The organism is Sphingomonas sp. (assembly GCF_036388215.1).
Lineage (GTDB): Bacteria > Pseudomonadota > Alphaproteobacteria > Sphingomonadales > Sphingomonadaceae > Sphingomonas.
This window is the reverse complement of the sequence record NZ_DASVSH010000003.1, coordinates 1-22874: the sequence shown is the minus strand read 5'-3', so window position 1 is coordinate 22874 and position 22874 is coordinate 1. Positions and strand designations below refer to the sequence as shown.

The 22874-nt window shown below is 64.8% G+C and carries 26 protein-coding genes; 18 read left to right on the top strand and 8 right to left on the bottom strand.

The features are described from left to right. Positions 1–32 precede the first annotated feature (32 nt). Positions 33–1577: a S1C family serine protease gene (locus tag VF617_RS01235; protein ID WP_331013038.1), complete on the top strand. Its 1545-nt coding sequence runs from the start codon at positions 33–35 to the stop codon at positions 1575–1577. 34 nt (positions 1578–1611) lie between these two features. Here the strand turns inward: VF617_RS01235 and VF617_RS01230 are convergent, their stop codons facing one another. Together VF617_RS01230 and ada are read right to left on the bottom strand one after the other, a co-directional pair. Then, complete coding sequence (locus VF617_RS01230) at positions 1612–2082, bottom strand: DUF1203 domain-containing protein (protein ID WP_331013037.1); 471 nt, start codon at positions 2080–2082, stop codon at positions 1612–1614. After that, positions 2079–3116 carry a bifunctional DNA-binding transcriptional regulator/O6-methylguanine-DNA methyltransferase Ada gene (gene ada / locus VF617_RS01225; RefSeq protein ID WP_331013036.1) on the bottom strand — a complete coding sequence of 346 codons (1038 nt, stop codon included), beginning with the start codon at positions 3114–3116 and terminating at the stop codon, positions 2079–2081. The genes VF617_RS01230 and ada overlap by 4 nt, the downstream gene beginning before the upstream one ends. 56 nt (positions 3117–3172) lie before the next feature. On the opposite strand from ada, the gene VF617_RS01220 reads away from it, so the two are divergent. Then, complete coding sequence (locus VF617_RS01220) at positions 3173–3601, top strand: cupin domain-containing protein (protein ID WP_331013035.1); 429 nt, start codon at positions 3173–3175, stop codon at positions 3599–3601. 185 nt (positions 3602–3786) lie between these two features. Continuing rightward, positions 3787–5211, top strand: a complete 1425-nt coding sequence (locus VF617_RS01215) for a DEAD/DEAH box helicase (RefSeq protein ID WP_331013034.1) — start codon at positions 3787–3789, stop codon at positions 5209–5211. A gap of 83 nt (positions 5212–5294) precedes the next feature. Here the strand turns inward: VF617_RS01215 and VF617_RS01210 are convergent, their stop codons facing one another. Further along, entirely contained in the window at positions 5295–6203 is a 909-nt protein-coding gene (locus VF617_RS01210; RefSeq protein ID WP_331013033.1) for a tetratricopeptide repeat protein, read from the bottom strand. 218 nt (positions 6204–6421) lie between these two features. Between VF617_RS01210 and VF617_RS01205 the strand changes: the two genes are divergently transcribed. The 7 genes from VF617_RS01205 (at position 6422) to VF617_RS01175 (ending at position 12021) form a co-directional block, all read left to right on the top strand. Then, complete coding sequence (locus tag VF617_RS01205; RefSeq protein ID WP_331013032.1) at positions 6422–6976, top strand: F0F1 ATP synthase subunit delta; 555 nt, start codon at positions 6422–6424, stop codon at positions 6974–6976. A gap of 11 nt (positions 6977–6987) precedes the next feature. Further along, positions 6988–8517: a F0F1 ATP synthase subunit alpha gene (gene atpA / locus VF617_RS01200; RefSeq protein WP_331013031.1), complete on the top strand. Its 1530-nt coding sequence runs from the start codon at positions 6988–6990 to the stop codon at positions 8515–8517. A gap of 123 nt (positions 8518–8640) precedes the next feature. Further along, complete coding sequence (locus tag VF617_RS01195) at positions 8641–9531, top strand: F0F1 ATP synthase subunit gamma (RefSeq protein WP_331013030.1); 891 nt, start codon at positions 8641–8643, stop codon at positions 9529–9531. Next, positions 9528–9692: a hypothetical protein gene (locus VF617_RS01190; protein ID WP_331013029.1), complete on the top strand. Its 165-nt coding sequence runs from the start codon at positions 9528–9530 to the stop codon at positions 9690–9692. The genes VF617_RS01195 and VF617_RS01190 overlap by 4 nt, the downstream gene beginning before the upstream one ends. 17 nt (positions 9693–9709) lie before the next feature. After that, positions 9710–11233, top strand: coding sequence for a F0F1 ATP synthase subunit beta (gene atpD / locus VF617_RS01185; RefSeq protein ID WP_331013028.1), 1524 nt, complete (start codon positions 9710–9712; stop codon positions 11231–11233). A gap of 4 nt (positions 11234–11237) precedes the next feature. Then, on the top strand, positions 11238–11762 hold the full coding sequence (locus VF617_RS01180; protein WP_331013027.1) for a hypothetical protein: 525 nt from the start codon (positions 11238–11240) through the stop codon (positions 11760–11762). Position 11763: 1 nt separating this feature from the next. Beyond that, positions 11764–12021, top strand: a complete 258-nt coding sequence (locus VF617_RS01175; RefSeq protein WP_331013026.1) for an ATP synthase F1 subunit epsilon — start codon at positions 11764–11766, stop codon at positions 12019–12021. Between the two features lie 101 nt (positions 12022–12122). On the opposite strand, the gene VF617_RS01170 is transcribed toward VF617_RS01175, so the two are convergent. Then, positions 12123–12554, bottom strand: coding sequence for a DUF6265 family protein (locus VF617_RS01170; RefSeq protein ID WP_331013025.1), 432 nt, complete (start codon positions 12552–12554; stop codon positions 12123–12125). 41 nt (positions 12555–12595) lie between these two features. Next, positions 12596–13675: a GNAT family N-acetyltransferase gene (locus tag VF617_RS01165; RefSeq protein WP_331013024.1), complete on the bottom strand. Its 1080-nt coding sequence runs from the start codon at positions 13673–13675 to the stop codon at positions 12596–12598. Between the two features lie 71 nt (positions 13676–13746). On the opposite strand from VF617_RS01165, the gene VF617_RS01160 reads away from it, so the two are divergent. After that, positions 13747–14208: a DUF2721 domain-containing protein gene (locus VF617_RS01160; protein ID WP_331013023.1), complete on the top strand. Its 462-nt coding sequence runs from the start codon at positions 13747–13749 to the stop codon at positions 14206–14208. Continuing rightward, positions 14205–14603, top strand: coding sequence for a DUF4345 domain-containing protein (locus tag VF617_RS01155; RefSeq protein ID WP_331013022.1), 399 nt, complete (start codon positions 14205–14207; stop codon positions 14601–14603). Before VF617_RS01160 ends, VF617_RS01155 begins: the two co-directional genes overlap by 4 nt. Here VF617_RS01155 and VF617_RS01150 read toward each other — a convergent pair. Further along, positions 14596–16197 carry an amidase gene (locus VF617_RS01150; RefSeq protein ID WP_331013021.1) on the bottom strand — a complete coding sequence of 534 codons (1602 nt, stop codon included), beginning with the start codon at positions 16195–16197 and terminating at the stop codon, positions 14596–14598. The genes VF617_RS01155 and VF617_RS01150 overlap by 8 nt on opposite strands. Before the next feature lie 23 nt (positions 16198–16220). Further along, a complete protein-coding gene (gene chrA / locus VF617_RS01145) occupies positions 16221–17528 on the bottom strand; it encodes a chromate efflux transporter (protein WP_331013020.1) in 1308 nt (435 codons plus the stop codon). 521 nt (positions 17529–18049) lie between these two features. On the opposite strand from chrA, the gene VF617_RS01140 reads away from it, so the two are divergent. Together VF617_RS01140 and VF617_RS01135 are read left to right on the top strand one after the other, a co-directional pair. Further along, complete coding sequence (locus VF617_RS01140) at positions 18050–19978, top strand: ribonucleoside-diphosphate reductase subunit alpha (protein ID WP_331013019.1); 1929 nt, start codon at positions 18050–18052, stop codon at positions 19976–19978. A 220-nt stretch (positions 19979–20198) separates the two neighbouring features. Next, positions 20199–20522 carry an endonuclease domain-containing protein gene (locus VF617_RS01135; RefSeq protein ID WP_414713928.1) on the top strand — a complete coding sequence of 108 codons (324 nt, stop codon included), beginning with the start codon at positions 20199–20201 and terminating at the stop codon, positions 20520–20522. A gap of 71 nt (positions 20523–20593) precedes the next feature. On the opposite strand, the gene VF617_RS01130 is transcribed toward VF617_RS01135, so the two are convergent. Further along, complete coding sequence (locus tag VF617_RS01130) at positions 20594–20839, bottom strand: DUF2171 domain-containing protein (protein ID WP_331013018.1); 246 nt, start codon at positions 20837–20839, stop codon at positions 20594–20596. 71 nt (positions 20840–20910) lie between these two features. On the opposite strand from VF617_RS01130, the gene VF617_RS01125 reads away from it, so the two are divergent. The 4 genes from VF617_RS01125 to VF617_RS01110 are packed head-to-tail and all read left to right on the top strand — an operon-like array spanning position 20911 to position 22861. After that, complete coding sequence (locus tag VF617_RS01125; protein ID WP_331013017.1) at positions 20911–21240, top strand: hypothetical protein; 330 nt, start codon at positions 20911–20913, stop codon at positions 21238–21240. Beyond that, on the top strand, positions 21237–21458 hold the full coding sequence (locus VF617_RS01120; protein WP_331013016.1) for a hypothetical protein: 222 nt from the start codon (positions 21237–21239) through the stop codon (positions 21456–21458). Before VF617_RS01125 ends, VF617_RS01120 begins: the two co-directional genes overlap by 4 nt. Beyond that, positions 21455–21796, top strand: a complete 342-nt coding sequence (locus VF617_RS01115) for a hypothetical protein (protein ID WP_331013015.1) — start codon at positions 21455–21457, stop codon at positions 21794–21796. Before VF617_RS01120 ends, VF617_RS01115 begins: the two co-directional genes overlap by 4 nt. 6 nt (positions 21797–21802) lie before the next feature. Then, the gene (locus tag VF617_RS01110) at positions 21803–22861 is read left to right on the top strand and encodes a ribonucleotide-diphosphate reductase subunit beta (RefSeq protein WP_331013014.1); all 1059 of its coding nucleotides are present in this window, start codon (positions 21803–21805) and stop codon (positions 22859–22861) included. The last annotated feature ends 13 nt before the right edge of the window (positions 22862–22874 follow it).

Sequence of the window (22874 nt, the reverse complement as noted above, 5' to 3'; positions counted from 1 at the left end):
GAAAGCTCGGGCCTAGCGGAGGTTCGAGTTCGATGCGCCGGTTGCTGATCCTGTTGATGCTGGTGCTCGGCTGGGCGGCCCCCGCGCGCGCGGACGATATCTCCGCCTCCGGCCGCGGCGTCGTTCGCATCGTCACGATCGCGGTGGTGGGGGACGAAGTCGTCGGCTTCGGCCATGGCAGCGGCTTCGCTGTCTCGCCAAACCGAATCGTCACCAATGCGCATGTCGTCGAGCTTGCGTCGCGCTATCCCGACAATGTCGTGATCGGGGTGGTGCCGTCCGAAGGGGACAAGTCCTTCCAGGGCAAGCTGATCAAGATCGACACCGATCGCGATCTGGCCTTGATCGAATTCACCGGTGTGCGCCTGGCCCCGCTGACGCTTTTCACCGGTTCGGCGAATGACGGCGATTCGGTGATCGCGCTCGGCTATCCCGGCAATGTCGACATGGCGACGGTCCGCTCGGCGGGCGATTTCATCAAGCCTCAATCCCCGGTCCGCTCGCAGGGTGGCTTCGCGGGCATGCGAATGCTCCAGGGCACCAGCGTGCTCCTCCACACCGCCAGCATTGCGCGCGGAAATTCGGGCGGGCCACTGCTCGATCGCTGCGGCCGCGTATTGGGGGTGAACTCGGCCATCACGCGTGGCGATGAAGGTGATTCGAGCTTCGCCTTCGCGATCGCCGGCAAGGAGTTGCTGGCTTTCCTGGCCGAGGCCAAGCAGCCGATCGCCCAGGTCTCGGTGCCCTGCACCAGCGTCGAGGAGCAGATGGCGCTGGAACGCAATGCCGAGGAAAAGGCGCGCGCGGAAGCCGAAGCGCTTGCCCGCTCCAATGCCGCTCGCACCGAAGCCGAACGGCAGGACGCGATCGCCCAGGCGCGCGCGCGGAGCGAATCGGCGCGGGAGAATTACATGGCTGGGGCCGCGCTGCTCCTGGTCCTTGGCGCGCTTGCGCTGGGCGGGGGCGGGCTGCTGCTGTCGCGCGGGCGGCAACGCGAAGCGATTTGGGTAGCCGCCGGCGGCGGGCTGCTGATGCTCGGCGCCATTGCGCTCTTCTTCAGCCGGCCCGGTTTCGATGAATCCAAGGTGATGCCGGTGCCCAAGACGGCAAGCAGCGATTTGCCCGCCGAGGCGCCGCAGGGCCGAATGGTCTGCACGCTGGTGCCCGAGCGCAGCCGCGTGACGGTCACTTCGACGGACAAGGTCGATCTCGATCTGGGTGCCGACGGCTGCATCAATGGCCGCACGCAATATGCCGAGGCGGGCTCGCATTGGCAGCGCATCCTGGTCCCCGATCAGGAGCAGACCGTATCCGTGCTCGATTACGACCCGGCCGGGCGGACCTATACCCACACGCGCTATCTGCTTTCGTCGGAACAGATGTCGAAGGCGCGCTCGCTGCGGAAGGGCGTGCCCCTCAAGACCTGCTCGCCCGATCAGGCCAGGCGCGCCGAGCTTGCCACCCAGCAACAAGCACTCCGCGCGGCCCTGCCCGCCGTGTATAACGAGAAGCTGGTCTATCGCTGTGCGGCTGCGCAGGAAGGGCCGCCGGCCGCGGCCGCGGCCGCGGCGAAGTAATCCAGACGCTCCCGCTTCCGTGCGGGAGAAGGAATTAGCTGGCCCGATCCACCCTCGCCGCAAAGCATCCGCGCCGCGCATTATGGACATGCAGATACGCCACGGTCGCATCCGCGAAGAATCGGGCGATCAGCGCCTCGAGATCCGTGCCTTCGATCACGTCCGCGTCGGTCATCATGCCCGCCCCGTCGAATGCGCGAACAGACAGCAGCCGGCTTGAGAGCTGTTCGGGGATCACGCCCGCGAACCGCGCAGGCTCCCCCGCTCCCTCGCGCACGAAGATCGCATGGGCGCTGCGATAGGGCGTCTCCACCGGAAGATGCTCGTGATTGACCAATAGCACGGCCTCGCCCGGCTCGGCATCTTCGAGCGTCACCCGGCACGGAAACCCCGGCTTCGCATCGGCGATCATTCGTACTGCCTGCCGCTCCGCCAGCGCCTGGTCCGAAAGGCCGAACAGATGCGCGAATGGGGCGGGCTCCAGCCCCGCGATCACGAAGCTCATTCCGCCACTCCCTCGCGCTTGCGCAACACGCGCTTGCGATCGATCCCATAGGCATAGCCGCCCATGCTCCCGTCCCCCCGCTGCGCTCGATGACAGGGGATGAGCACCGCCACGTGATTCGCCCCGCATGCCGTGCCCGCCGCGCGCACCGCTTTGGGGTTGCCCGCCTGCGCCGCCAGTTGCGCATAGCTGCGCGTCTCGCCTGCCGGGATCGCTCTGAGCGCGTTCCAGACGGCCTCCTGGAATGCCGTGCCCTGAACGTCCACGGGCAGATCGGTGTCGCGCCCGGGGGACTCGACTTCGCTTACCACCCGCGTCGCAAGCGCGGTCAGGGCCGTCCCGCCCTGCACGATTTCCGCCGCTGGAAATCGCCGCGCCAGCGCCAGCGAATCCTCGTCGAAAGCCACTCGGCACAGCCCCTTGTCGGTCGCGGCGATCAGCAACGGCCCCAGGCTGGTCTCCGCCACTGTCCAGCGGATCGTCACGCCCGCGCCGCCGCGCTTCCACACGCTCGGCGTCATCCCCAGCCGCGCATTGGCGGTCTCGTAAAATCGGCTCGGGGCCGAATAGCCCGCCTCATAGATCGCTCCGGTCACGCTGGCCTCCTCGGTGAGTGCCTGGGCCGCACGACGCGCCCTGAGGCCACGAGCATAAGCCGCCGGCGTCACGCCGGTCGCGCGCTTGAACAGCCGGTGAAAATGGTGCGGCGCATAGCCTACCGCGACCGCCACCTCGTCCAGCGACACGCTTTCCTCAGCGGCCTCGATCAACGCCACGGCCCGCGCCACCGCCACTCGGTCGCGCCCGACTTCGTCAGGCTTGCAGCGCAGGCACGCGCGATAGCCCGCGGCGAGCGCCGCTTCGGCATCCGCATAGAATACCACATGCTCGCGCTTCGGCCGCCGCGCCGGGCAGCTCGGCTTGCAATAGATCCGCGTGGTGGTCACCGCCCCGATCACGCGCCCGTCATAGGCGCGGTCGCGTGCCTCGAACGCCGCCCAGGCCACATCGGCGCTTAGGATTTGCTTGCTCATGCTGCGGGTATACGCGCACCCGCCGCCGGCTCCATCCCGCACCTTGCGTTCAAAGCATGCGTACGGCAGCAAAGGCCATGCGCCTGCTCCTCCTCACTCCGTTCCTCCTCGCCGCCGCGCCGATGCTGGGCCAGGATACGCTCCCGCCTCCGCCAGACTTGCGCTTCGACGTGCCTGCCGACGCGGGTCCGCAGCAGGTCCAGCTGCGCGGCGGCAATTATGCACCCGGCGAAGGCGTCCCGCTTCACGTCCATCCCGGCGTCGAGATGGCCTATGTCGTGGCAGGCACGATCGAGTTCCGCATCGGCGATCAGGTGATGATCAAGCACGCCGGCGACAGCACCCTGATCCCGCGCGGCACGCCGCACTCGGCAAAAAGCCTCGGGCCGGAGACCGCACGCGTGGTCAGCGCCTTCGTCATCGACCAGGGCAAACCACTGCGCGTGCCGGTGGGCGAGGATGGGAAGCCGCTCCCCGCACCTTGACATAAGTCAGCCTCTCTGCCATATACCGGCCATCGAGGCATCATGCAGCGTGATGGAGCGAACAGCTCCGGCTCTGCCTCGGTCCAATTTCCGGCTTCCCTTATCACGCGGGTCGTCATTTTTGACACCACGCTCCGCGCGCGCTCCTTTTGCCGTGCGCGTCAGCCGATTCACAAGGTTACACAATGCAATTCAAGCATCTCGGTCTCTCTGAGGCCGTCCTCTCCGCGCTCGCCGCGAAGGGCTACACCGAAGCCACGCCGATCCAAGAGCAGTCGATCCCGTCGCTGCTCGAAGGCCGCGATCTGCTCGGCATCGCGCAGACCGGCACCGGCAAGACCGCCGCGTTCATGGCGCCGTCGATCGACCGCCTGATTGCTAGCGGAAACCGCGCCCAGCCCCGCGGCTGCCGCATGCTCGTCCTGGCGCCCACCCGCGAACTGGCCAGCCAGATCGCCGAGAGCGCGCGCAATTATTCGAAGGGCACCAAGCTCAGCGTGATGACCTGCTTCGGCGGCACTTCGGTGCACAAGAACAAGGTCGATCTCGCCCGCGGCGTCGATATCCTCGTCGCCACGCCGGGCCGCCTGGTCGATCTGATCGAACAGCATTACGCGATCCTGCTCGGCATCGAGATCCTCGTGCTCGACGAAGCCGATCAGATGATGGATCTGGGCTTCATCCATGCCCTCAAGCGGATCGTTCGCGAGCTGCCGACCAAGCGCCAGACGCTCTTCTTCTCGGCCACCATGCCGAAGTCGATCCGTGATCTCGCGACTCAGTTCATCCGCAATCCGGTCGAAGTGAAGGTCACCCCCGAAGCGACCACTGCCGAGCGCGTCGAGCAGCGCGTCACTTTCGTCCAGCAGGCCGAAAAGCAGTCGCTCCTCACCATCGCTCTCCGCGATCCGGCGATCGAGCGCGCGTTGATCTTCACCCGCACCAAGCACGGCGCCGACCGCGTCGTGAAGCTGCTCGCAGGCAGCGGCATCGCTTCGAATGCGATCCACGGCAACAAGTCGCAGCCGCAGCGCGAGCGTGCGCTCGGCGAGTTCAAGGCCGGCAAGGTTAAGGTCCTGATCGCCACCGATATCGCCGCGCGCGGCATCGACGTGTCGGGCGTCAGCCATGTCTTCAACTTCGAGTTGCCCAACGTCCCCGATCAATATGTCCACCGCATCGGCCGCACCGCGCGCGCCGGCGCGACCGGCCTGGCGATCAGCTATTGCGCCGAGGACGAGCGTCCGTATCTGCGCGATATCGAGAAGCTCACGCGCCAGAAGGTGACTGTCGTGCCGCTTCCCGAGAGCTTCCTGGCCGAATCCGCCAAGATCAAGTCGAGCCGCTCGCCGATGCCGGTCAGCCGCGATGAGGCGAACGGCCGCAACGGCCGCGCGATGCAGCATCAGCGTGGTCCGCGGGCCAACCCGACTCGCCGTGAAGGTCAGCCGCATGGTGACCGTCGTCCCGCACAGGGCGAACGCCGCGACGGCGCCCCTCGCTCTGATGCCCCGCGCGGCGATGCACCCCGCAACTATGCCCGCCCCAAGAGCAAGTTCCACGCCCGGCCCGCCCGCCCCGCCGGAGCCGGCGGCGCGCGCCCCCGCTGAGCGCAAGCCGCTCGAGAAAACAGGAAAGGCCGGTGGTTCGTCCCACCGGCCTTTTCATTGCGCGATCCTCCCCGCCGGGAAGCCTAATTCCGCCGCCGCGCCTGCGCGTCCTCACGCCCGGCGATCAGTTGCGATGCGCGTGATGCGCCCTCGCCGCCTTCGCTCGCGCCATATTGCGAGGCTTGACGGTACAGCGCCAGCGCGCCCTCATAATCGCCGCGCTGTTCGGCGCACAGGCCACGGTTGAACAGCAGCGACGGGTGCGCCTGCACTTCGCCCTGCATCGCATCCCAGCCCGCACAGGCTCCGCGCTGGTCTCGCTTGGTCCGCTTGATCAAATCCTTGAAGCGTTTGGCCTGGTCCTTCGAAAGCCCCTTGGCGCCCTCGCGAACGCGAATGTCATAAGTGCGAACACTCGGTGCGATATCGTAGCGCACGCTGCTCGCAATCTGCTGGATCGCCGCCTGAATGGTCTCCTCTACACTGCGATTCGGATTGCCGCCTTCGCACCAGCTGGTCTCCTCGCGGAACGGCTTGGATCCGGAATAGACCACGCGCCCGTCTTCATTCCGCACCATCCGCAGATCGGCCCGCAGGTTCACCATGCGGCTGCGGCAGCGCACTTCGACCTCGGCTTCCTTGATGCATTTGCGGTCCTTGTCCCGCTCGACGCAGCGCACTTCCTTCTTCTTGAAGGGGTTCTCTTCGACTCCGGTGACCACCGCGCCCGAAAGGGAGGCATCGGCATTGTTGCGTCCCGTGCGTCCGCCCAGCAGCTGGAAGTGCGTATCGCTCATCGCCCGTTCGATCGCGTTCGCCAGCGCGATTCCGTCCTGCCCGTCGAACCGGTCGATCGAGAGCGAATGGAGCATGCTTGCTTCGCGATAGCGCGCGGGAAATTCGCCCGTGAGCCGCAGCACTTCGGCATGCGCCAGACCCGCCACCGTCGCGGTGATCGCCATTGCGGCCATCCAGGTCCTGATACTCGCCATCCGCTCCCTCCGGGTTGCTCCTCTCGCAAACCATCATGACGCTGCCGTAATGTCCAGTCACGACGTTTTCGCTGCATGTCGGTTGGGTTCCGGACTCGGGTTGCATCGCAGCACCCGCGATGCTAACCGCGCCGCGACCCATCGGGGCTGCCCTTGCGGCGTGCCCCTTATCTCATATGGGACGACATTTTTCAGACCTCCAAGAGGAACTCGATCGCGTGGAGAATTCCGGCGGTATTCAAGCCAGCCTAAGCGGACGCTACGCGACCGCCCTGTTCGAGCTGGCGCGCGAATCGAATGCGCTGCCTCAGGTCGAGGCCAGCCTCGCCAAGGTGCGGCAGGCATTGGCCGAATCGGCGGACTTCAGGGCTCTGGTCTCCAGCCCGCTGGTTTCGCGCGGCGCCGCGGCGAAGGCGATCGCGGGGGTGGTTGCGAGCCTCCATCTCGATTCGACGACGGCGAAGTTCCTCGGCGTGCTCGCGGATAATCGCCGCCTCGGGAAGCTGGGCCAGATCATCGCTGCCTTCCGCACGCTCGCGGCGGCGCATCGCGGCGAGACGACGGCGCTGGTCACTTCCGCGCATCCCCTCACTTCCGATCAGGTGGACACGCTCAAGCAGCAGCTTCGCGCCCGCGTCGGCCGTGACGTTTCGGTCGATCTCTCGGTCGATCCCTCGCTTCTTGGCGGGCTGGTCGTGAAGATCGGCAGCCAGATGATCGATTCGTCGATCAAGACCCGTCTCAATTCCCTCGCCCACGCGATGAAAGGCTGAAGGCTAGAATCATGGATATCCGCGCCGCAGAAATCTCGAAGGTCATCAAGGACCAGATCGCCAATTTCGGCACCGAGGCCCAGGTCTCGGAGACCGGCCAGGTGCTCAGCGTCGGTGATGGCATCGCGCGCATCCACGGGCTGGACAATGTCCAGGCCGGCGAGATGGTCGAATTCTCGAACGGCATCCAGGGCATGGCGCTCAACCTCGAGGCCGATAATGTCGGCGTCGTGATCTTCGGCTCGGATGCGCAGATCAAGGAAGGCGACACCGTCCGCCGTACCGGCACGATCGTCGACGTTCCCGTCGGCAAGGGTCTGCTCGGCCGCGTCGTGGACGGCCTCGGCAATCCGATCGACGGCAAGGGGCCGATCGTCGCCGAGAAGCGCAGCCGCGTCGAAATGAAGGCGCCGGGCATCATCCCACGCCAGTCGGTGTTCGAGCCCATGCAGTCGGGCCTCAAGGCCATCGACGCGCTCGTCCCCGTCGGGCGCGGCCAGCGCGAGCTGATCATCGGCGATCGCCAGACCGGCAAGTCCGCCGTCGCGGTCGACACATTCCTCAACCAGAAGGCCGCGCATGCCGGCACGGACGAGAAAGCCAAGCTCTACTGCGTCTATGTCGCGGTCGGCCAGAAGCGCTCGACGGTGGCGCAGCTCGTCAAGACGCTCGAAGAGAATGGCGCGATGGAATATTCCATCGTCATCGCCGCGACCGCTTCGGAGCCCGCGCCGCTCCAGTTCCTCGCGCCTTATACCGGCACCGCGATGGGCGAGTATTTCCGCGACAACGGCATGCACGCTTTGATCGTGTTCGACGATCTCTCGAAGCAGGCGGTCGCCTATCGCCAGATGTCGCTGCTGCTGCGCCGCCCGCCGGGCCGAGAAGCCTATCCCGGCGACGTCTTCTATCTCCACTCGCGCCTTCTGGAGCGCGCCGCCAAGATGTCGGACGCGAATGGCGGCGGCTCGCTGACCGCGCTGCCGATCATCGAAACCCAGGCGGGCGACGTGTCGGCGTACATTCCGACCAACGTGATCTCGATCACCGACGGCCAGATCTTCCTCGAAACCGATCTGTTCTTCGCGGGCATCCGTCCCGCGATCAACGTCGGCCTGTCGGTCAGCCGCGTCGGGTCGGCCGCGCAGACCAAGGCGATGAAGAAGGTCGCCGGCTCGATCAAGCTCGAGCTCGCCCAGTATCGCGAAATGGCCGCGTTCGCGCAGTTCGGATCGGATCTCGACGCCTCGACCCAGAAGCTCCTGAACCGCGGCGCACGCCTGACCGAATTGCTCAAGCAGCCCCAGTTCGCGCCGTTGCCCTTCGAAGAGCAGACCGTGTCGATCTTCGCGGGTACACAGGGCTTCCTCGACGCGGTCGCGGTGCAGGACGTTGTTCGCTACGAGCAGGCGATGCTCGCCGACATGCGCGCCAACCACGCCGGCGTGCTGAGCGCGATTCGCGAGAGCAAGGATCTCAAGGACGATGTCCGCGCCGAGCTCAAGGAAGCGCTCGAAGCATTCGCCAAGACGTTCGCGTAAATAAATTCCCTCTCCCCTTCAGGGGAGAGGGTTAGGGAGAGGGGCGCTCCGGCACGTTGTCGGCAGCCCCTCTCCCCAGCCCTCTCCCCGCAAGCGGAGAGAGGGAGCAAAAGGAAGAAAGCGTTGGCCTCTCTCAAGGCGCTCAAACTCCGGATCGGGTCGGTTAAATCGACCCAGAAGATCACCAAGGCGATGAAGATGGTCGCCGCCGCGAAGCTGCGCCGCGCGCAGGAAGCGGCGGAAGCCGGGCGCCCCTATGCCCAGCGCCTCGAAAGCGTCGTTGCGAGCCTGGCTTCCAAGGTAACTGTCAGCGAATCCAGTCCCAAGCTGCTCGCCGGCACCGGCAAGGATCAGGTCCACCTGCTCGTCGTCGCCACGTCGGACAAGGGCCTGGCCGGGGCGTTCAACACCAACATCGCCCGCCTGGCGCGCAAGCACGCCCGCGACCTCACCATCGCCGGCAAGACGGTCAAGATCTACACGATCGGCCGCAAGGGCCGCGCCGTGCTCAACCGCGAATTCCGCGTCAACATGATCCACGGCATCGAGCCGGGCGATCTCGGCCGCCTCACCTTTGCGGACGCACGCGGCTATGCCGACGATATCATCGCGCGCTTCAACGCGGGCGAGTTCGATATCGCCACGCTCTTCTACTCGAACTTCAAGTCGGTCCTGACGCAAGAGCCGACCGCGCAGCAGATCGTCCCCGTCGCGCCGCCGGTTGCTGGCGCCACCGGCGACGTCACGTCCTCGGGCGCGGCCGTCACCTATGAGCCCGACGAGGAATCGATCCTCGCCGATCTGCTCCCCAGCAACGTCGCGATCCAGCTCTACCGCGCGATGCGCGAGAATGCCGCGTCGGAGCAGGGCAGCAAGATGACCGCGATGGACAACGCCACGCGCAATGCGGGCGATCTGATCAAGCGCCTCTCGATTCAGTATAACCGCGCCCGTCAGGCCGCGATCACCACCGAGCTGGTCGAAATCATCTCCGGCGCCGAAGCGTTAAAGTGACCAAGCGCAGAGTGATCCTGCTGATACTGGTTTTGATTGTTGCCGCTGCTGTTTGGGTTTTGAACAGTGAATGGCTGAAAATTGATGGATGTCTCGACGGCGGCGGCCGCTGGGACCATGTGACGAAAAGCTGCCAGCTCGCTCCTGGCGCAAAGATTTAGAAGGCAAGGAAACAAAGATGGCCACCGCAGCCCCCACCACCGAAAAGCCCGCCCGCAAGCCGCGCGCCCCCAAGGCAGAAGCGACTCTCGGCGCAGTGCCCGCGACGACGGCAAGCGTCGGCCGCATCAGCCAGGTCATCGGCGCCGTCGTCGACGTCTCGTTCGACGGCGAGCTCCCGGCGATCCTCTCGGCGCTCGAGACCGATAATAACGGCACCCGGCTCGTCCTCGAGGTCGCCCAGCATCTCGGCGAGTCGACCGTCCGCACCATCGCAATGGACACCACCGAGGGTCTGACCCGCGGCCAGGCGGTCACCGACACCGGCTCGCAGATTCGCGTCCCCGTCGGCCCCAAGACGCTCGGCCGCATCCTCAACGTCATCGGCGAGCCGATCGACGAGCGCGGCCCCGTAGGAGCCGAAAGCACGATGCCGATCCATGCCGAGGCGCCTTTGTTCGTCGATCAGTCGACCGAAAGCTCGATCCTAGTCACCGGCATCAAGGTCATCGACCTGCTCGCGCCTTATGCAAAGGGCGGCAAGATCGGCCTGTTCGGCGGTGCAGGCGTCGGCAAGACCGTGCTGATCCAGGAACTGATCAACAACATCGCCAAGGGCCATGGCGGCACTTCGGTGTTCGCAGGCGTCGGCGAGCGTACCCGCGAGGGCAACGATCTCTATCACGAGTTCCTCGACGCCGGCGTCATCGCCAAGGATGCAGACGGCAATCCGCAGTCGGAAGGTTCGAAGGTCGCCTTGGTATTCGGCCAGATGAACGAGCCTCCCGGCGCGCGCGCTCGCGTCGCGCTCTCGGGCTTGACGATCGCCGAATATTTCCGCGACGTCGAAGGCCAGGACGTTCTGTTCTTCGTCGACAACATCTTCCGCTTCACGCAGGCGGGCGCCGAAGTGTCGGCGCTGCTCGGGCGCATCCCCTCGGCCGTGGGCTATCAGCCGACGCTGTCTACCGACATGGGCGCGCTCCAGGAACGCATCACGTCGACCAACAAGGGCTCGATCACCTCAGTGCAGGCCGTGTACGTCCCCGCCGACGACATGACCGATCCGGCCCCGGCCACGTCGTTCGCCCATTTGGACGCCACGACGGTTCTCAACCGCGCGATCTCGGAGCTGGGCATCTACCCGGCAGTCGATCCGCTCGATTCGTCGAGCCGCGTGCTCGAGCCGCGCATCGTTGGCCAGGAGCATTACGACACTGCCCGCCGCGTTCAGGAGACGCTGCAGAAGTACAAGTCGCTCCAGGACATCATCGCGATCCTCGGCATGGACGAGCTTTCCGAAGAGGATAAGCTGACCGTCAGCCGCGCCCGCAAGATCCAGCGCTTCCTGTCGCAGCCGTTTCACGTCGCCGAAGTCTTCACCGGCATCCCCGGCGCGTTCGTCCAGATCGAGGATACGATCAAGTCGTTCAAGGCAGTGGTGAGCGGCGAATACGATCACCTGCCCGAGAGCGCCTTCTACATGGTCGGCGGCATCGACCAAGCAGTCGCCAAGGCCGCCAAGATGGCCGAGGACGCATAAGCCGATGTTCGGCCGGATGGCTCTCGCGAGCGCGGCGCTGCTTCTTCCTGGGGTGGCGTCTGCGCAGAACCAGGCGAAGCCGATCGAAGAGGTCACCGCCGATCTCGCTTATGGTTATTGCCCGCTCTATCTTGGCGGGCAGTTCGCCATCACGGGCAATCCGGTGCTCAAGGCGTTCGGCTTTGGTGAGAAAATCTCCACGCAGCAGCATGCGCGCGGCGAGATCAAGGCGGTCGGCGCCAAGCGTCCTGATGGGGAGCTTAATTTCGGTGGCGTGAAGGATCAGGTGTGCCAGGTGATGATGGCAGGTCCAAAGCGCGCCGCGGCCTGGGATATGCTGCACAAGAACATGGCGTTCCTGGGCTTCGACTTCAAAGCCAACCCCACGAATACGGGAGTCCGCAATGGCGCCAAGGTCGAGACCTATAAGGCGCTGGTCGGAAAACAATTTCTCTACGTCCAGCTCATCGAGGCAACGATCACGGGGATTCCGACCGTGATTGCGCAAATATTCGTAATGGATCAATAAGATGGCCCTGCATTTCGAGCTCGTGACCCCAGAGCGCCTCATCCGCTCCGAAGATGTCCATATGGTCGTCGTCCCCGGCACCGAGGGCGATTTCGGCGTGCTCGAAGGGCATGCTCCGCTGATGTCCACTGTCCGCGACGGCAATCTCGAGATCTACAAAAGCTCGATGAGCGAGTCTCCGGAGACAATCCGCATCGAAGGCGGATTCGCGGAAGTCAACGAGCGCGGCCTGACCGTGCTGGCCGAGCGGGCGGAGTAAATCTACTCCCGCTCACACTGAGCCTGTCGAAGGGCCTTCTTCTTCGTCAGAGAAGCCATCGACAAGCTCAGGCTGAGCGGATGGGGAAACTACCCGCTATCTCACTTCTTCCGCCGATACGTCCACCGCGACGGCTTGCTCCCGTCGGCAAGCGAAATCTCGGCCATCAGCAGCTCGCCCTCGCGCCAGTACCGAACCACCTGCGGATAATCGTGCGTGCGGTTCTCGAAGCGGATCGACATCGCGGGCTGCGCGCCCACCGCATAAAAGTCCGCGGCCTTCTGCTTGGGCGGTTTGGAATGGAATACCAGTCGGCCGGGCTCGACCGTCATCCGCATCGGCTCCACCGTGAAAAAGCGCTCGTGACGCACTCGCGTCCGCCCCTGCATCACGCCCTTCACCATAGGCGACCATGTCTCGCAGGTTTGGCGATCGGTCGTGACCTTGGACGTTTCAGTACACCACTCACCGATCAGCCAGCTCAGATCAGGCTCCGGTTCCGGCGCCAGGAGCAAGGCAAAAGCGGCGATCATTTGCATGTTCTCGGCCTCCCATCGGAAACCGGCAACTTATCCTATTGCCCGGTCCGCCGCCACACGCCCGCGAGCAGCTTCGCCGCCACCGCCGGCATGCCGGGCCGCACGAACAACCAGTCGCGGATCGCCGGGCCTTTCGCCGCGCCGATCACGCGCTTGTACCCGCTGTCGCCCGCGCCCCAATCGACGTGCGTCATGCCGTCCTCCAGCGCGCGGACCAGGTTGCGGTAATAGAGCAATTTCCCCGGCGAATGCTTGGCGAAGGCGGGGTCGTAGCTGTTGGCGATCGCATATTTTAGCGCGCCCGCGTTAAGATCGAACGAGAAGGCCGCGGGGGCGCCCTCGACGCGCAGCATTGCCGCCCACATCATCTCCGCGAGCTTCGGGTCGGCCGCCGCCTCGCGCCAGAACGCGCCATGCCCGGTGCGGGTGAATTTGGCGTCCGAGCCGTCGGTCCGCGCCGCGATCCAGCTCTTCTCCTCGACCGAAGCGAGCGCATCGAACGCCGCTTCGTCCCAGTCCTGACCCGAGACAAAAGACCAGTCGAGCGCGCCGTGTCCGCCCAGATGCTTTTCGTGGAAGCGGTTCTTGCGCAGTGTCGAGTTGCGCGGCCAGCCCCCCTCCTCGTTCCGGCTCGCGTTCATGTCGAGCAGATAGGAATCGGCTACGAACCGGTCGAGCACCGCCCAGCCTCTGGCCCGCGCGGTTTCCTTCAGCAATTCCACGGCCGGATCGCCGTCATAGACCGGCCCGATCCGAAGCGCGCGCACTTCACGCGCCAGCCGCGGCAGCAGCGCCTCCACTGCCTCGACGCCCGCATCCTCGGCCAGGGGAAAGCTGCGGAAAGGCCAATAGCAGCCCGGAACTTCGGCCAGCCCCAGCCAGCCCGGCCCCTTGACCACAAGCGGGAGGGCTACAACGCCTTCGCCCTCGCGCGACACGGTCAGCGTTCGCGCTGAACCGCCATATGCCCTCAGCGCCGCCGCGAACCAGCCATAGCGCAGGAAGCGATGGGACGGGGCTGCCCTTTCGGCAACGGAGTCGATGGCTGCCGCCAGTCCCTCGACACAGTCCACCGCGTGCGCTGGCGGTAGGCGCGTGAATTCATCCAGCGGCATCGGTTTCGACATAAGCGCGGGTGTAGCGCCTACCTCTTACCAACAGGTTTGAACCGCGCCATAAGGCGTGCATGTTCCCCAGCCCCTACCTCTCCACGGTATCCGACACGATCCAGGCCGCGATCGCCCCGGTGTTCCTGCTCGCGGGCATCGGGGCGTTCCTCAACGTGATGGTCGGCCGCCTTTCTCGCATCGTCGACCGCGCGCGCGATATCGAGCAGCTTCACCCCCGTTCGACCGGTCCCGAGCACGACCGCCACGTCTGGGAGTTGCGCATCATCGACCAGCGCATCTCGGTTATCAACAACGCCATCTTCCTGTGCGTAGCCAGCGCGCTCGCGGTCTGCATCGTCGTGGCCTTGATGTTCGTCTCGCGCCTCGCCAATCTTCACGTCGGGCTATGGGTGGCGGTGACATTCATCCTTTCGATGCTGCTCCTGATGGCCGGACTGATCTATTTCCTGATCGAGGTCCGCATCTCGTTGAAGGCGATCCACGTCCGCAAGGAGCTGCTGGAGCTCGATTCCAAATGAGCCCGGTGATCGAGAAGCGCCTGCTCCAGGCATTGCTCGCGGTCGCTATGGTGCTGCCGATCACTGCCGCGGTCTCTGGCATCGTCTATGGCCCCGAGTTTCTCGACCGTCACGGTGCGCTGGCGCGCGATCTCGACAGCCACTTTCGCTACATCAACGGCCTCTTCTTCGGCATCCTCTGCTGGTATGCGAGCTGCATTCCGGCGATCGAGCGGCATGGTCCGCGGCTACGCCTGCTGGGCAGTCTGGTCATCTTCGGCGGATTGATGCGCGCGCTTTCCTGGGGTCTGGTCGGCCCGCCGTCCCTCGGCCACAAGATCGGGCTCGGCATCGAGCTGGTGATCGTGCCCATCGTCCTGCTCTGGCAGGCGAGGCTGGCGCGCCGCTTCACTTGATCGCGCGCGGGCCCAGATCGACCGGTGCGCTGGCCCGGTAACTCGGCGGCACGCGAGCCTTCGCGGCTTGCTCGTAGGCATAGCCGGCCTCAAGCAGCCGCCCGTCCGAATAAGGCAGCCCGATGAACGAAAGCCCCACCGGCAGCCCGTCGACCATCCCCATCGGCACCGTCAGATGCGGATAGCCCGCAACGGCCGGCAGCTCGCTCGCGGAAGGCCCGGTGAACTGATCGCCATGCGCGGGATCGCTGAGCCAGGGCGTACCATAGGTCGGCGTGACGAGGATGTGGACGCGGTTCTGCGCCATCATCGCGTTGATCCCGTCCCTGCTCGCCAGCCGCAGCGATTTCTCACGCGCCGCGATATAGGCCGGATCGTCCAGCCCCTTCATCTTCTCTGCGTCGACGAAGATCTCCTGGCCAAAGAAGGGCATCTCCGCCGCCTTGTTGGCCTCGTTGAACGCGATCACATCGGCGAGCGTACGCGTCTTCACGCTCGGCGGCGTGGTCGCGAGATAGGCGTTGAGATCGGCCTTGAGCTCGGCCTTGAGCACCAGGAACTCGGCATCGCCCAGCCCTTCCAATTTGGGCATCTTCGCTTCCGTCACAATTGCCCCGGCCGCGCGCAGCTTGTCGAGCGCCGCTTCGAACACCGCGGCGAGATCCGCGTCCATTTCGGGCTTCCAATAGCCGATATGCGCGCCCTTGAGCGCGGCCGGAGAGAGCGTTGCGGCATAATCGCGGACATGCAGATACGCGTCCCGCGTCGCCGCATCGGCGGGATCGGTCCCGATCATCGCCGAGAACAGGATCGCCACGTCCTTCACCGTGCGGCCCATCGGTCCTGGCGTATCCTGGCTATGGCTGATCGGCACCACGTGCGTTCGGCTCACCAGCCCCAAAGTCGGCTTGAGCCCGACCAGCCCATTCATCGCCGAGGGGCACACCACCGAACCGTCGGTCTCGGTCCCAAGCGCCACCGCGGCGAGGTCTGCCGCCACCGCCGCGCCCGAACCGCTCGACGATCCGCAAGACGTCCGGTCGAGCGCATAGGGGTTGCGCACCAGCCCGCCGACCGCACTCCATCCGCTCATCGACTTGGTCGAGCGGATATTGGCCCATTCGCTCAGATTGGTCTTGCCGAGGATTACCGCGCCCTGCGCGCGCAGCAGCGCCACCACCGGCGCATCGCGCTTCGTCCAGTTATCCTTGAGCGCGAGGCTCCCTGCCGTGGTCGGCAACTCGCGCGTCTCGATATTGTCCTTGATCAGCACCGGAATGCCGTCGAGCGGCCCGAGAAGCTTGCCCGCATTGCGCCTTTTGTCGCTGGCGACGGCCTGCTCCAGCCAATCGGGGCTGATCGCGATCACCGCCCGAAGCGTCGGTCCGCGCCTGTCCATCTGCGTGATCCGATCGACATAACATTCGGCCAGTGTCGCACTGCTCATCTGGTCGGCCGCCCTCATTGCCTGGAGTTCGGTAATCGACTTCTCGAAGATGAAATTGCAAGCCGGCGGCTCGTGGCCGATATCCGCCTGCGCAACTGCCGGCGCGCCTGTCATCAGTCCCGCCAAGATCAAACGCAGCATCGCCATCCCCTTGCCTGTTCTGGCCGAGGCTAGGCGAACGCCGTCCCCAGCACCAGCCCGCCCGCCGCGCTCACCGCCAGCAGCTTGAGCACGCCCAGTTTGAAGCGGAACAGCAGCACCGCCGCCAGCGCCGCGAGCAGCCCCGCGCGCCAGTCGAAACTGATCCACTCGGGCAGCAGCGTATGCACCGGCCCCGCATCAAGCTTGCCGACCCGCGCGAACAGCACCTGCAGCGCGAACCACAGCGACAAATTGGCGATCACGCCCACCACCGCCGCCGTCAGCGCCGCCAGTCCGCCCTTCAGCCGCCTGGCCGATTGCAGCCGGTCGATCCACGGCGCGAAAGCGAATATCCACAGGAAGCACGGCGCAAAGGTCACCCAGGTCGTCAGCAGCGCGCCCGCGATGCCGCCGCCCCACGAACCCAGCACCCCGCCTTCGCGAAAGCCGGCCAGGAAGCCGACGAATTGCGTCACCAGGATCAGCGGCCCGGGCGTAGTCTCCGCAAGCCCCAGCCCGTCGGCCATCTCGCCCGCGCTCAGCCAGTGATGCGTGCTGACAGCCTCCTGCGCCATATAAGCGAGCACCGCATATGCCCCGCCGAACGTCACCACCGCGAGCTGCGAAAAGAACAGCCCTACGCGCCACAGCACATGCTCCTGCCCGAGCAGAACGAGCACCAGCACCATCGGCGCGGCCCACACTGCGAGCCAGGCTGCCACGGTCGCCAACGTCTTCCACACACGCGGCCGCGGACCCACGTGCGCTTCCGCCTGGTCCTTCAGCCCGAGCCATTGGGGCGGCGCCAGCGCCCCGATCACTCCGGCGCCGAGCACGACCAAGGGGAATGGCGCGGAGAACAGGAAGAGCGCGAGGAAAGCCGCAAAAGCCATCCCCCGCTTGAATCCCGTGGTCAGCGCCCTCCCCCCGACGCGGATCAGCGCCTGGACGACGATAGCGATCACCGCCGCCTTCACCCCAAGGAATAAAGCCGCGAACCAGCCGAGCTGCGCCGCGCTGACATAAGCCAGCGCCAGCCCCAGCATCACCAGCGCGCCGGGCACGACGAACAACAGCCCCGCCGCCAGCCCGCCTTTCACGCCGTGCAGCTTCCAGCCGATATAGGTCGCGAGCTGCTGCGCCTCCGGGCCGGGCAGCAAGTGGCAGAAATTGAGCGCGTGGAGGAAATGCTCCTCGCCGATCCATTTCCGCTCGTCCACCAGCTCGCGGTGCATCAGCGCGATTTGCCCCGCCGGACCGCCAAAGCTCAGCCAGCCGATGCGCGCCGATACGCGGACGAGTTCGCCAAAGCTGGGCACGGTCGCGGGTTCTGACATGTTCCCTCCTGTCAGCCCTTTGTCGCAGCGTGCCGCGATATTGCGAAGAACCCTCATGCTTCTTGCCGGGCAAGGCCAGCTATCGCCACGCTTCGCTTGCGGGCCGAGGAGAGAATTGTGTCCACAGGATTCACAGCAGAAATATATTTTTACGTTCCGTATTTCTCCTCTTGCCTTCCAAAAAGGCTAGGAAGGTCCACGCGTCGCCGCGTTGCAGCATGATTTGACCTGCCATGAGACGAGTCATTTTAGCGACGAAGCGTTGGCCGTATTAACCATTTAGCATCTTGTGCCCGGACTCGGTTTGGCACAATCTGTAGTGGTTGCACTGAGGGGCAAGCTCAAGCACTGGTATACCCAGCGCCGCATAGCCATATGCGGAACCGGGAATGCTGTGCCCGGCTTCGGCAAGATGGACACTTTTTGTTCTCACCGCGCCGGCCTATGCTGGCCTGTCCCCCGAGTCGAACGGAAGCCTCCCCGGAACCGGAGGCGTGTGATTGGCATATGGGGCGAGAGTCATGGAATTCAGGGACACCGACAGCGTGAGCGAAACCGTCACCGAAACGCCCGTCATCGCGGCCAAGGTCACAGCCGAAAGCGCCCCTAAGCCCGCCCGGGCGAAGAAGGCCAAGAGCGATTCGCACACTGTCGACGTTCAGCTCTTTGCCGTCGATGTCGATCACTCGCGCGATGCGCTGCTCACCGAATTCGGCAAGGAGACGCTCAGGGACCGTTATCTGCTGCCAGGTGAGAACTTCCAGGACCTCTTCGTCCGCGTCGCCTCGGCCTATGCCGACGATCAGGCTCACGCCCAGCGCATCTACGATTACATTTCTCGGCTGTGGTTCATGCCCGCCACTCCCGTACTTTCGAACGGCGGCACCGGGCGCGGGCTGCCGATCTCGTGCTTCCTCAATTCGGTGCCAGACAGCCTGGGAGGCATTGTCGATACCTGGAACGAGAATGTCTGGCTCGCCTCGCGCGGCGGCGGCATCGGTACCTATTGGGGCAATGTCCGCGGCATCGGCGAGCCGGTCGGCCTGAACGGCAAGACCAGCGGCATCATCCCCTTCGTCAGGGTGATGGATTCGCTCACCCTCGCGATTTCGCAGGGGTCGCTCCGCCGCGGTTCGGCCGCATGCTATCTCGACGTCTCGCATCCCGAGATCGAGGAATTCCTCGAGATCCGCAAACCCTCGGGCGACTTCAACCGCAAGGCATTGAACCTGCACCACGGCGTGCTGATCCCCGACGCCTTCATGGAAGCGGTGCGCGACGGCGCCGAATGGATTCTACGCAGCCCCAAGGACCAGTCCGAGCGCGGCAAGGTCGATGCCCGCGCGCTCTTCCAGAAGCTCGTCGAGACCCGGCTGGCGACCGGTGAACCCTATATCGTCTTCGCCGATCACGTGAATTCGAACATGCCCAAGCATCATCGCGATCTGGGCCTAAAGGTCTCGACTTCGAATCTCTGCTCCGAAATCACCTTGCCCACCGGCAAGGACCATCTCGGCAACGATCGCACCGCGGTCTGCTGCCTCTCCTCGCTCAACCTCGAAAATTGGGACGAGTGGAAGGACGAGAAGGGCTTCATCGAAGACGTGATGCGCTTCCTCGACAATGTGCTGCAGGATTATATCGACCGCGCCGAGCCCGGCATGGAAAAGGCCGCTTACTCCGCGATGCGCGAGCGCTCGGTCGGCTTGGGCGTGATGGGCTATCACAGCTTCCTACAGGCCCGCGGCCTCGCTTTCGAAGGCGCGATGGCGAAGTCGTGGAACCTGCGGATGTTCAAGCACATCAAGGCGCAGGTGGACGAAGCCTCGATGCAGCTAGCAGTCGAGCGCGGCCCCTGCCCCGACGCCGCGGACATGGGCGTGATGGAGCGCTTCAGCTGCAAGATGGCGATCGCGCCGACTGCCAGCATCAGCATCATCTGCGGTGGCACCAGCGCGTGCATCGAGCCGATCCCGGCGAACGTCTATACGCACAAGACGCTCTCGGGCAGCTTCTCGATCCGCAATCCCTATCTGGAAAAGCTGCTGATCGAAAAGTCTAAGAACAGCGATAATGTCTGGAATTCGATCCTCGAGCAGGGCGGCTCGGTCCAGCACCTGGACTTCCTCACCGCCGAGGAAAAGGACTGCTACAAGACCAGCTTCGAGATCGATCAGCGCTGGCTGCTCGAACTCGCCGCGGACCGCACGCCCTATATCGACCAGTCCGCCTCGCTCAACCTGTTCATCCCTGCGGACGTCGAGAAATGGGACCTGCTGATGCTCCACTTCCGCGCCTGGGAGCTGGGCATCAAGTCGCTTTACTATCTCCGCTCCAAATCGGTGCAGCGCGCGGGCTTCGCGGGCGGCGTGGAGGCGGACAACACGATCGACTTGCGCGAGATCCAGGTGGAGAGCCGGGATTACGACGAATGCCTGGCGTGCCAGTGAGGTGGCGGACCTAGCTTGCCCTGACTTCCAAAACTCCCTCTCCCCTTGTGGGAGAGGGAAGGGCCCCGCCGCCGAAGGCGGTGGGAAGGGTGAGGGGGTCGTTCGGCAACCCTACCGAAGGGGGAATGCGGAAGGCCTGACCAAGCGCCAGCTGCTGCCCGCCATCACACCGACGATTTCGCGTGCCCGCCGCAAGAACGCCAGCGAACCTGAAAAGGCCATGTGGGCGGCGCTCCGTCGTGGCCTGCCGCAGGCCGGCTTCCGCCGCGAGGTGCCGCTCGGCCCCTACCATGCCGATTTCTGCTCGCACGCGGCCAAGCTGATCGTCGAGATCGATGGTGCCACGCACGCGGATAGCCGCGCGCATGATGAAGCTCGTACGCGCTTCCTGAACGTGGAAGGGTACCGTGTTCTTCGTTTCTGGAACAACGATGTCATGACGAATGCGGCGGGTGTGATCGCGGCGATCGAGGCTGCTCTTCCTTCTCCCCTTGTGGGAGAAGGTGGCGCAAAGCGCCGGATGAGGGGGAGTCGTCAAGGATGACAATGGCCCCTCTCCCTTCCGCACCTTCGGCGCTCCCTCCCTCTCCCACAAGGGGAGAGGGAAGAGATAGCTCAGCCCGCTTCCTCCTCGAAGCTCACCGCCACATCGGCGTTAGCGCTCAACCGCACCGTCTCGCCTTCGACGCCCGCGATCAGGCCGCTCGAGATATAATGGTGGTGCCCTTCGTGCGAGCCCTCCCCGCTGTCCTTCTTGGTCAGCTTGATGCGGCCGTCCTCGACGCCGTCGACGGTGCCCACATGGACGCCGTCGGCGCCGATGACTTCCATATGCTCGCGGATCGCGCTGGTATCGGCCATTTGGTATCTCCTTATCGGGGTTCGAGCGCACAACGCCCGGCCCCGCGAAACGATGCAGGAAGGATTGCCCCATGAAGCACGCCCGCACGACGCTCGCCCTCGCCACGCTCACGCTGCTCGCCGCCTGCGCCACCCAGGTCCAGGCTGGGGTCGAGCCCGCCGCGCCGGGCTTTCTGTTCGGGCTGTGGCACGGCTTCATCTTCCCGGTCGCCTGGTTCCTCAGCCTGGTGATGCCCGAAGTCGCGGTCTATGCGGTGCCCAACAATGGCGGCTGGTATGATTTCGGCTATTTCGTCGGGATCATGTTCTTCGGCGTCGGCGCGCATGGCGGCGGCCGCAAGGTGATCTACCGCGACCGCGTCGTCCGCGAGAAGCGCGACCGCGTGATCGACCACGAATGACCAGGAGCCTCGCCTTGATGGCCGGTGTGGCCGCTACGGCAGGCGCCGCGGGCCTTACCACGCTCGTGCGCCCCGCGCTCACTCGCCGCGCGCTGCGCATCGCCGATAGCGAGCCCGCAACCTATGCGCTGCGCATCCTCGGCATGATGCTCTTCGCGCTCGGCCTGTTCCTCGGCGGCTTCGTGGTGATGTTCACGGTCGCGGGAGGCACTCTATGAGCGCCGATACAAATGCGCGCGACGGCTATTATCCGGTCGGCCAGCATCGCTATGGCCTTACGCTGGTCGCGTTTATCGCCGGAACGGTTCTGATTGCATGGCTGGCGCGACATTTCCTGGGCGATACCCGAGGCCGGTACGCAGTCAACCTAGTCACTGCCCTGTTCTGGATGGGGATTACGACGCGCATGATCCTTCGCCCATCCCGAGAGCGTGAACGCCTTGCAGACGGCAGCTCGCTCCGCTCGCTCCGCTCGATCCGCATTCAGGGAATCGTGCTGCTGATCATCTCGACAATTTTCGCCACCTTCACTTTCCAGTCCTTGGTCTCGGAGTAACCCCCAATGTCCCTCACCGAAGCCCGCAAGCAGTACAAGCCCTTCGAATATCCCTGGGCCTATGAGTTCTGGAAGCGCCAGCAGCAGATCCACTGGATGCCGGAGGAAGTGCCGCTCGGCGAGGATTGCCGCGATTGGGCGCAGAAGCTCACCGATCAGGAGCGCAATCTGCTCACCCAGATCTTCCGCTTCTTCACCCAGGCCGATGTGGAAGTGCAGGATTGCTACCACGAGAAATACGGCCGGGTGTTCAAGCCGACCGAGATCAAGATGATGCTCGCCGCCTTCTCCAACATGGAGACGGTGCACATCGCGGCATATAGCCATCTGCTCGATACGATCGGCATGCCCGAGAGCGAATATGGCATGTTCCTCGAATATGCCGAGATGAAGGACAAGCACGACTATCTGCAGCGCTTCACCGTCGATACCGACGAGGATATCGCGCGCACGCTGGCGATGTTCGGCGGCTTTACCGAGGGCCTCCAGCTCTTCGCCAGCTTCGCGATGCTGATGAACTTCCCGCGCTTCAACAAGATGAAGGGCATGGGCCAGATCGTCAGCTGGTCGGTCCGCGACGAGAGCCTCCATTGCGAAGGCATCATCCGCCTGTTCCACGCCTTCACCAAGGAGCGCGGCTGCCTGACCAAGGCGGTCAAGGACGACATCGCCGACGTGTGCCAGACGACGATCCGCCTGGAGGACGCGTTCATCGACCTCGCCTTCGAGATGGGGCCGGTCAACGGCATGAGCCCGAAGGACATCAAGAAGTACATCCGCTACATCGCCGACTGGCGCATGGGCCAGCTGGGCCTGAAGCCGATCTACATGATCGACGAGCACCCCATCCCCTGGCTCACCCCGCTCCTCAACGGCGTCGAGCACGCCAACTTCTTCGAAACCCGCGCGACGGAATATTCCAAGGCGGCCACCCGCGGCCAGTGGAACGACGTCTGGGACAGCTTCGACAAGCGCCAGAAGGCGAAGGTGCGGGGTGCGGCGAACGAGGACATGGGCGTGGCGGACGCGGACATGTTCGCGCGGGCGGACGTCGCGGCGGAGTAACTCCTGTGATTGT

Bases quoted from the DNA above. Each gene is read 5' to 3' on its own strand.
- VF617_RS01165 (WP_331013024.1), bottom strand. From the start codon at position 13,675: ATGCCGCTGGATGAATTCACGCGCCTACCGCCAGCGCACGCGGTGGAC.
- VF617_RS01215 (WP_331013034.1), top strand. From the start codon at position 3,787: ATGCAATTCAAGCATCTCGGTCTCTCTGAGGCCGTCCTCTCCGCGCTC.
- VF617_RS01175 (WP_331013026.1), top strand. From the start codon at position 11,764: ATGGCCCTGCATTTCGAGCTCGTGACCCCAGAGCGCCTCATCCGCTCC.
- VF617_RS01210 (WP_331013033.1), bottom strand. From the start codon at position 6,203: ATGGCGAGTATCAGGACCTGGATGGCCGCAATGGCGATCACCGCGACG.
- atpD (WP_331013028.1), top strand. From the start codon at position 9,710: ATGGCCACCGCAGCCCCCACCACCGAAAAGCCCGCCCGCAAGCCGCGC.
- VF617_RS01135 (WP_414713928.1), top strand. From the start codon at position 20,199: ATGTGGGCGGCGCTCCGTCGTGGCCTGCCGCAGGCCGGCTTCCGCCGC.
- VF617_RS01150 (WP_331013021.1), bottom strand. From the start codon at position 16,197: ATGGCGATGCTGCGTTTGATCTTGGCGGGACTGATGACAGGCGCGCCG.
- VF617_RS01230 (WP_331013037.1), bottom strand. From the start codon at position 2,082: ATGAGCTTCGTGATCGCGGGGCTGGAGCCCGCCCCATTCGCGCATCTG.
- VF617_RS01220 (WP_331013035.1), top strand. From the start codon at position 3,173: ATGCGTACGGCAGCAAAGGCCATGCGCCTGCTCCTCCTCACTCCGTTC.
- VF617_RS01160 (WP_331013023.1), top strand. From the start codon at position 13,747: ATGTTCCCCAGCCCCTACCTCTCCACGGTATCCGACACGATCCAGGCC.
- VF617_RS01120 (WP_331013016.1), top strand. From the start codon at position 21,237: ATGACCAGGAGCCTCGCCTTGATGGCCGGTGTGGCCGCTACGGCAGGC.
- atpA (WP_331013031.1), top strand. From the start codon at position 6,988: ATGGATATCCGCGCCGCAGAAATCTCGAAGGTCATCAAGGACCAGATC.
- VF617_RS01170 (WP_331013025.1), bottom strand. From the start codon at position 12,554: ATGATCGCCGCTTTTGCCTTGCTCCTGGCGCCGGAACCGGAGCCTGAT.
- VF617_RS01115 (WP_331013015.1), top strand. From the start codon at position 21,455: ATGAGCGCCGATACAAATGCGCGCGACGGCTATTATCCGGTCGGCCAG.
- VF617_RS01180 (WP_331013027.1), top strand. From the start codon at position 11,238: ATGTTCGGCCGGATGGCTCTCGCGAGCGCGGCGCTGCTTCTTCCTGGG.
- chrA (WP_331013020.1), bottom strand. From the start codon at position 17,528: ATGTCAGAACCCGCGACCGTGCCCAGCTTTGGCGAACTCGTCCGCGTA.
- VF617_RS01235 (WP_331013038.1), top strand. From the start codon at position 33: ATGCGCCGGTTGCTGATCCTGTTGATGCTGGTGCTCGGCTGGGCGGCC.
- VF617_RS01130 (WP_331013018.1), bottom strand. From the start codon at position 20,839: ATGGCCGATACCAGCGCGATCCGCGAGCATATGGAAGTCATCGGCGCC.
- VF617_RS01155 (WP_331013022.1), top strand. From the start codon at position 14,205: ATGAGCCCGGTGATCGAGAAGCGCCTGCTCCAGGCATTGCTCGCGGTC.
- VF617_RS01110 (WP_331013014.1), top strand. From the start codon at position 21,803: ATGTCCCTCACCGAAGCCCGCAAGCAGTACAAGCCCTTCGAATATCCC.
- VF617_RS01140 (WP_331013019.1), top strand. From the start codon at position 18,050: ATGGAATTCAGGGACACCGACAGCGTGAGCGAAACCGTCACCGAAACG.
- VF617_RS01125 (WP_331013017.1), top strand. From the start codon at position 20,911: ATGAAGCACGCCCGCACGACGCTCGCCCTCGCCACGCTCACGCTGCTC.
- ada (WP_331013036.1), bottom strand. From the start codon at position 3,116: ATGAGCAAGCAAATCCTAAGCGCCGATGTGGCCTGGGCGGCGTTCGAG.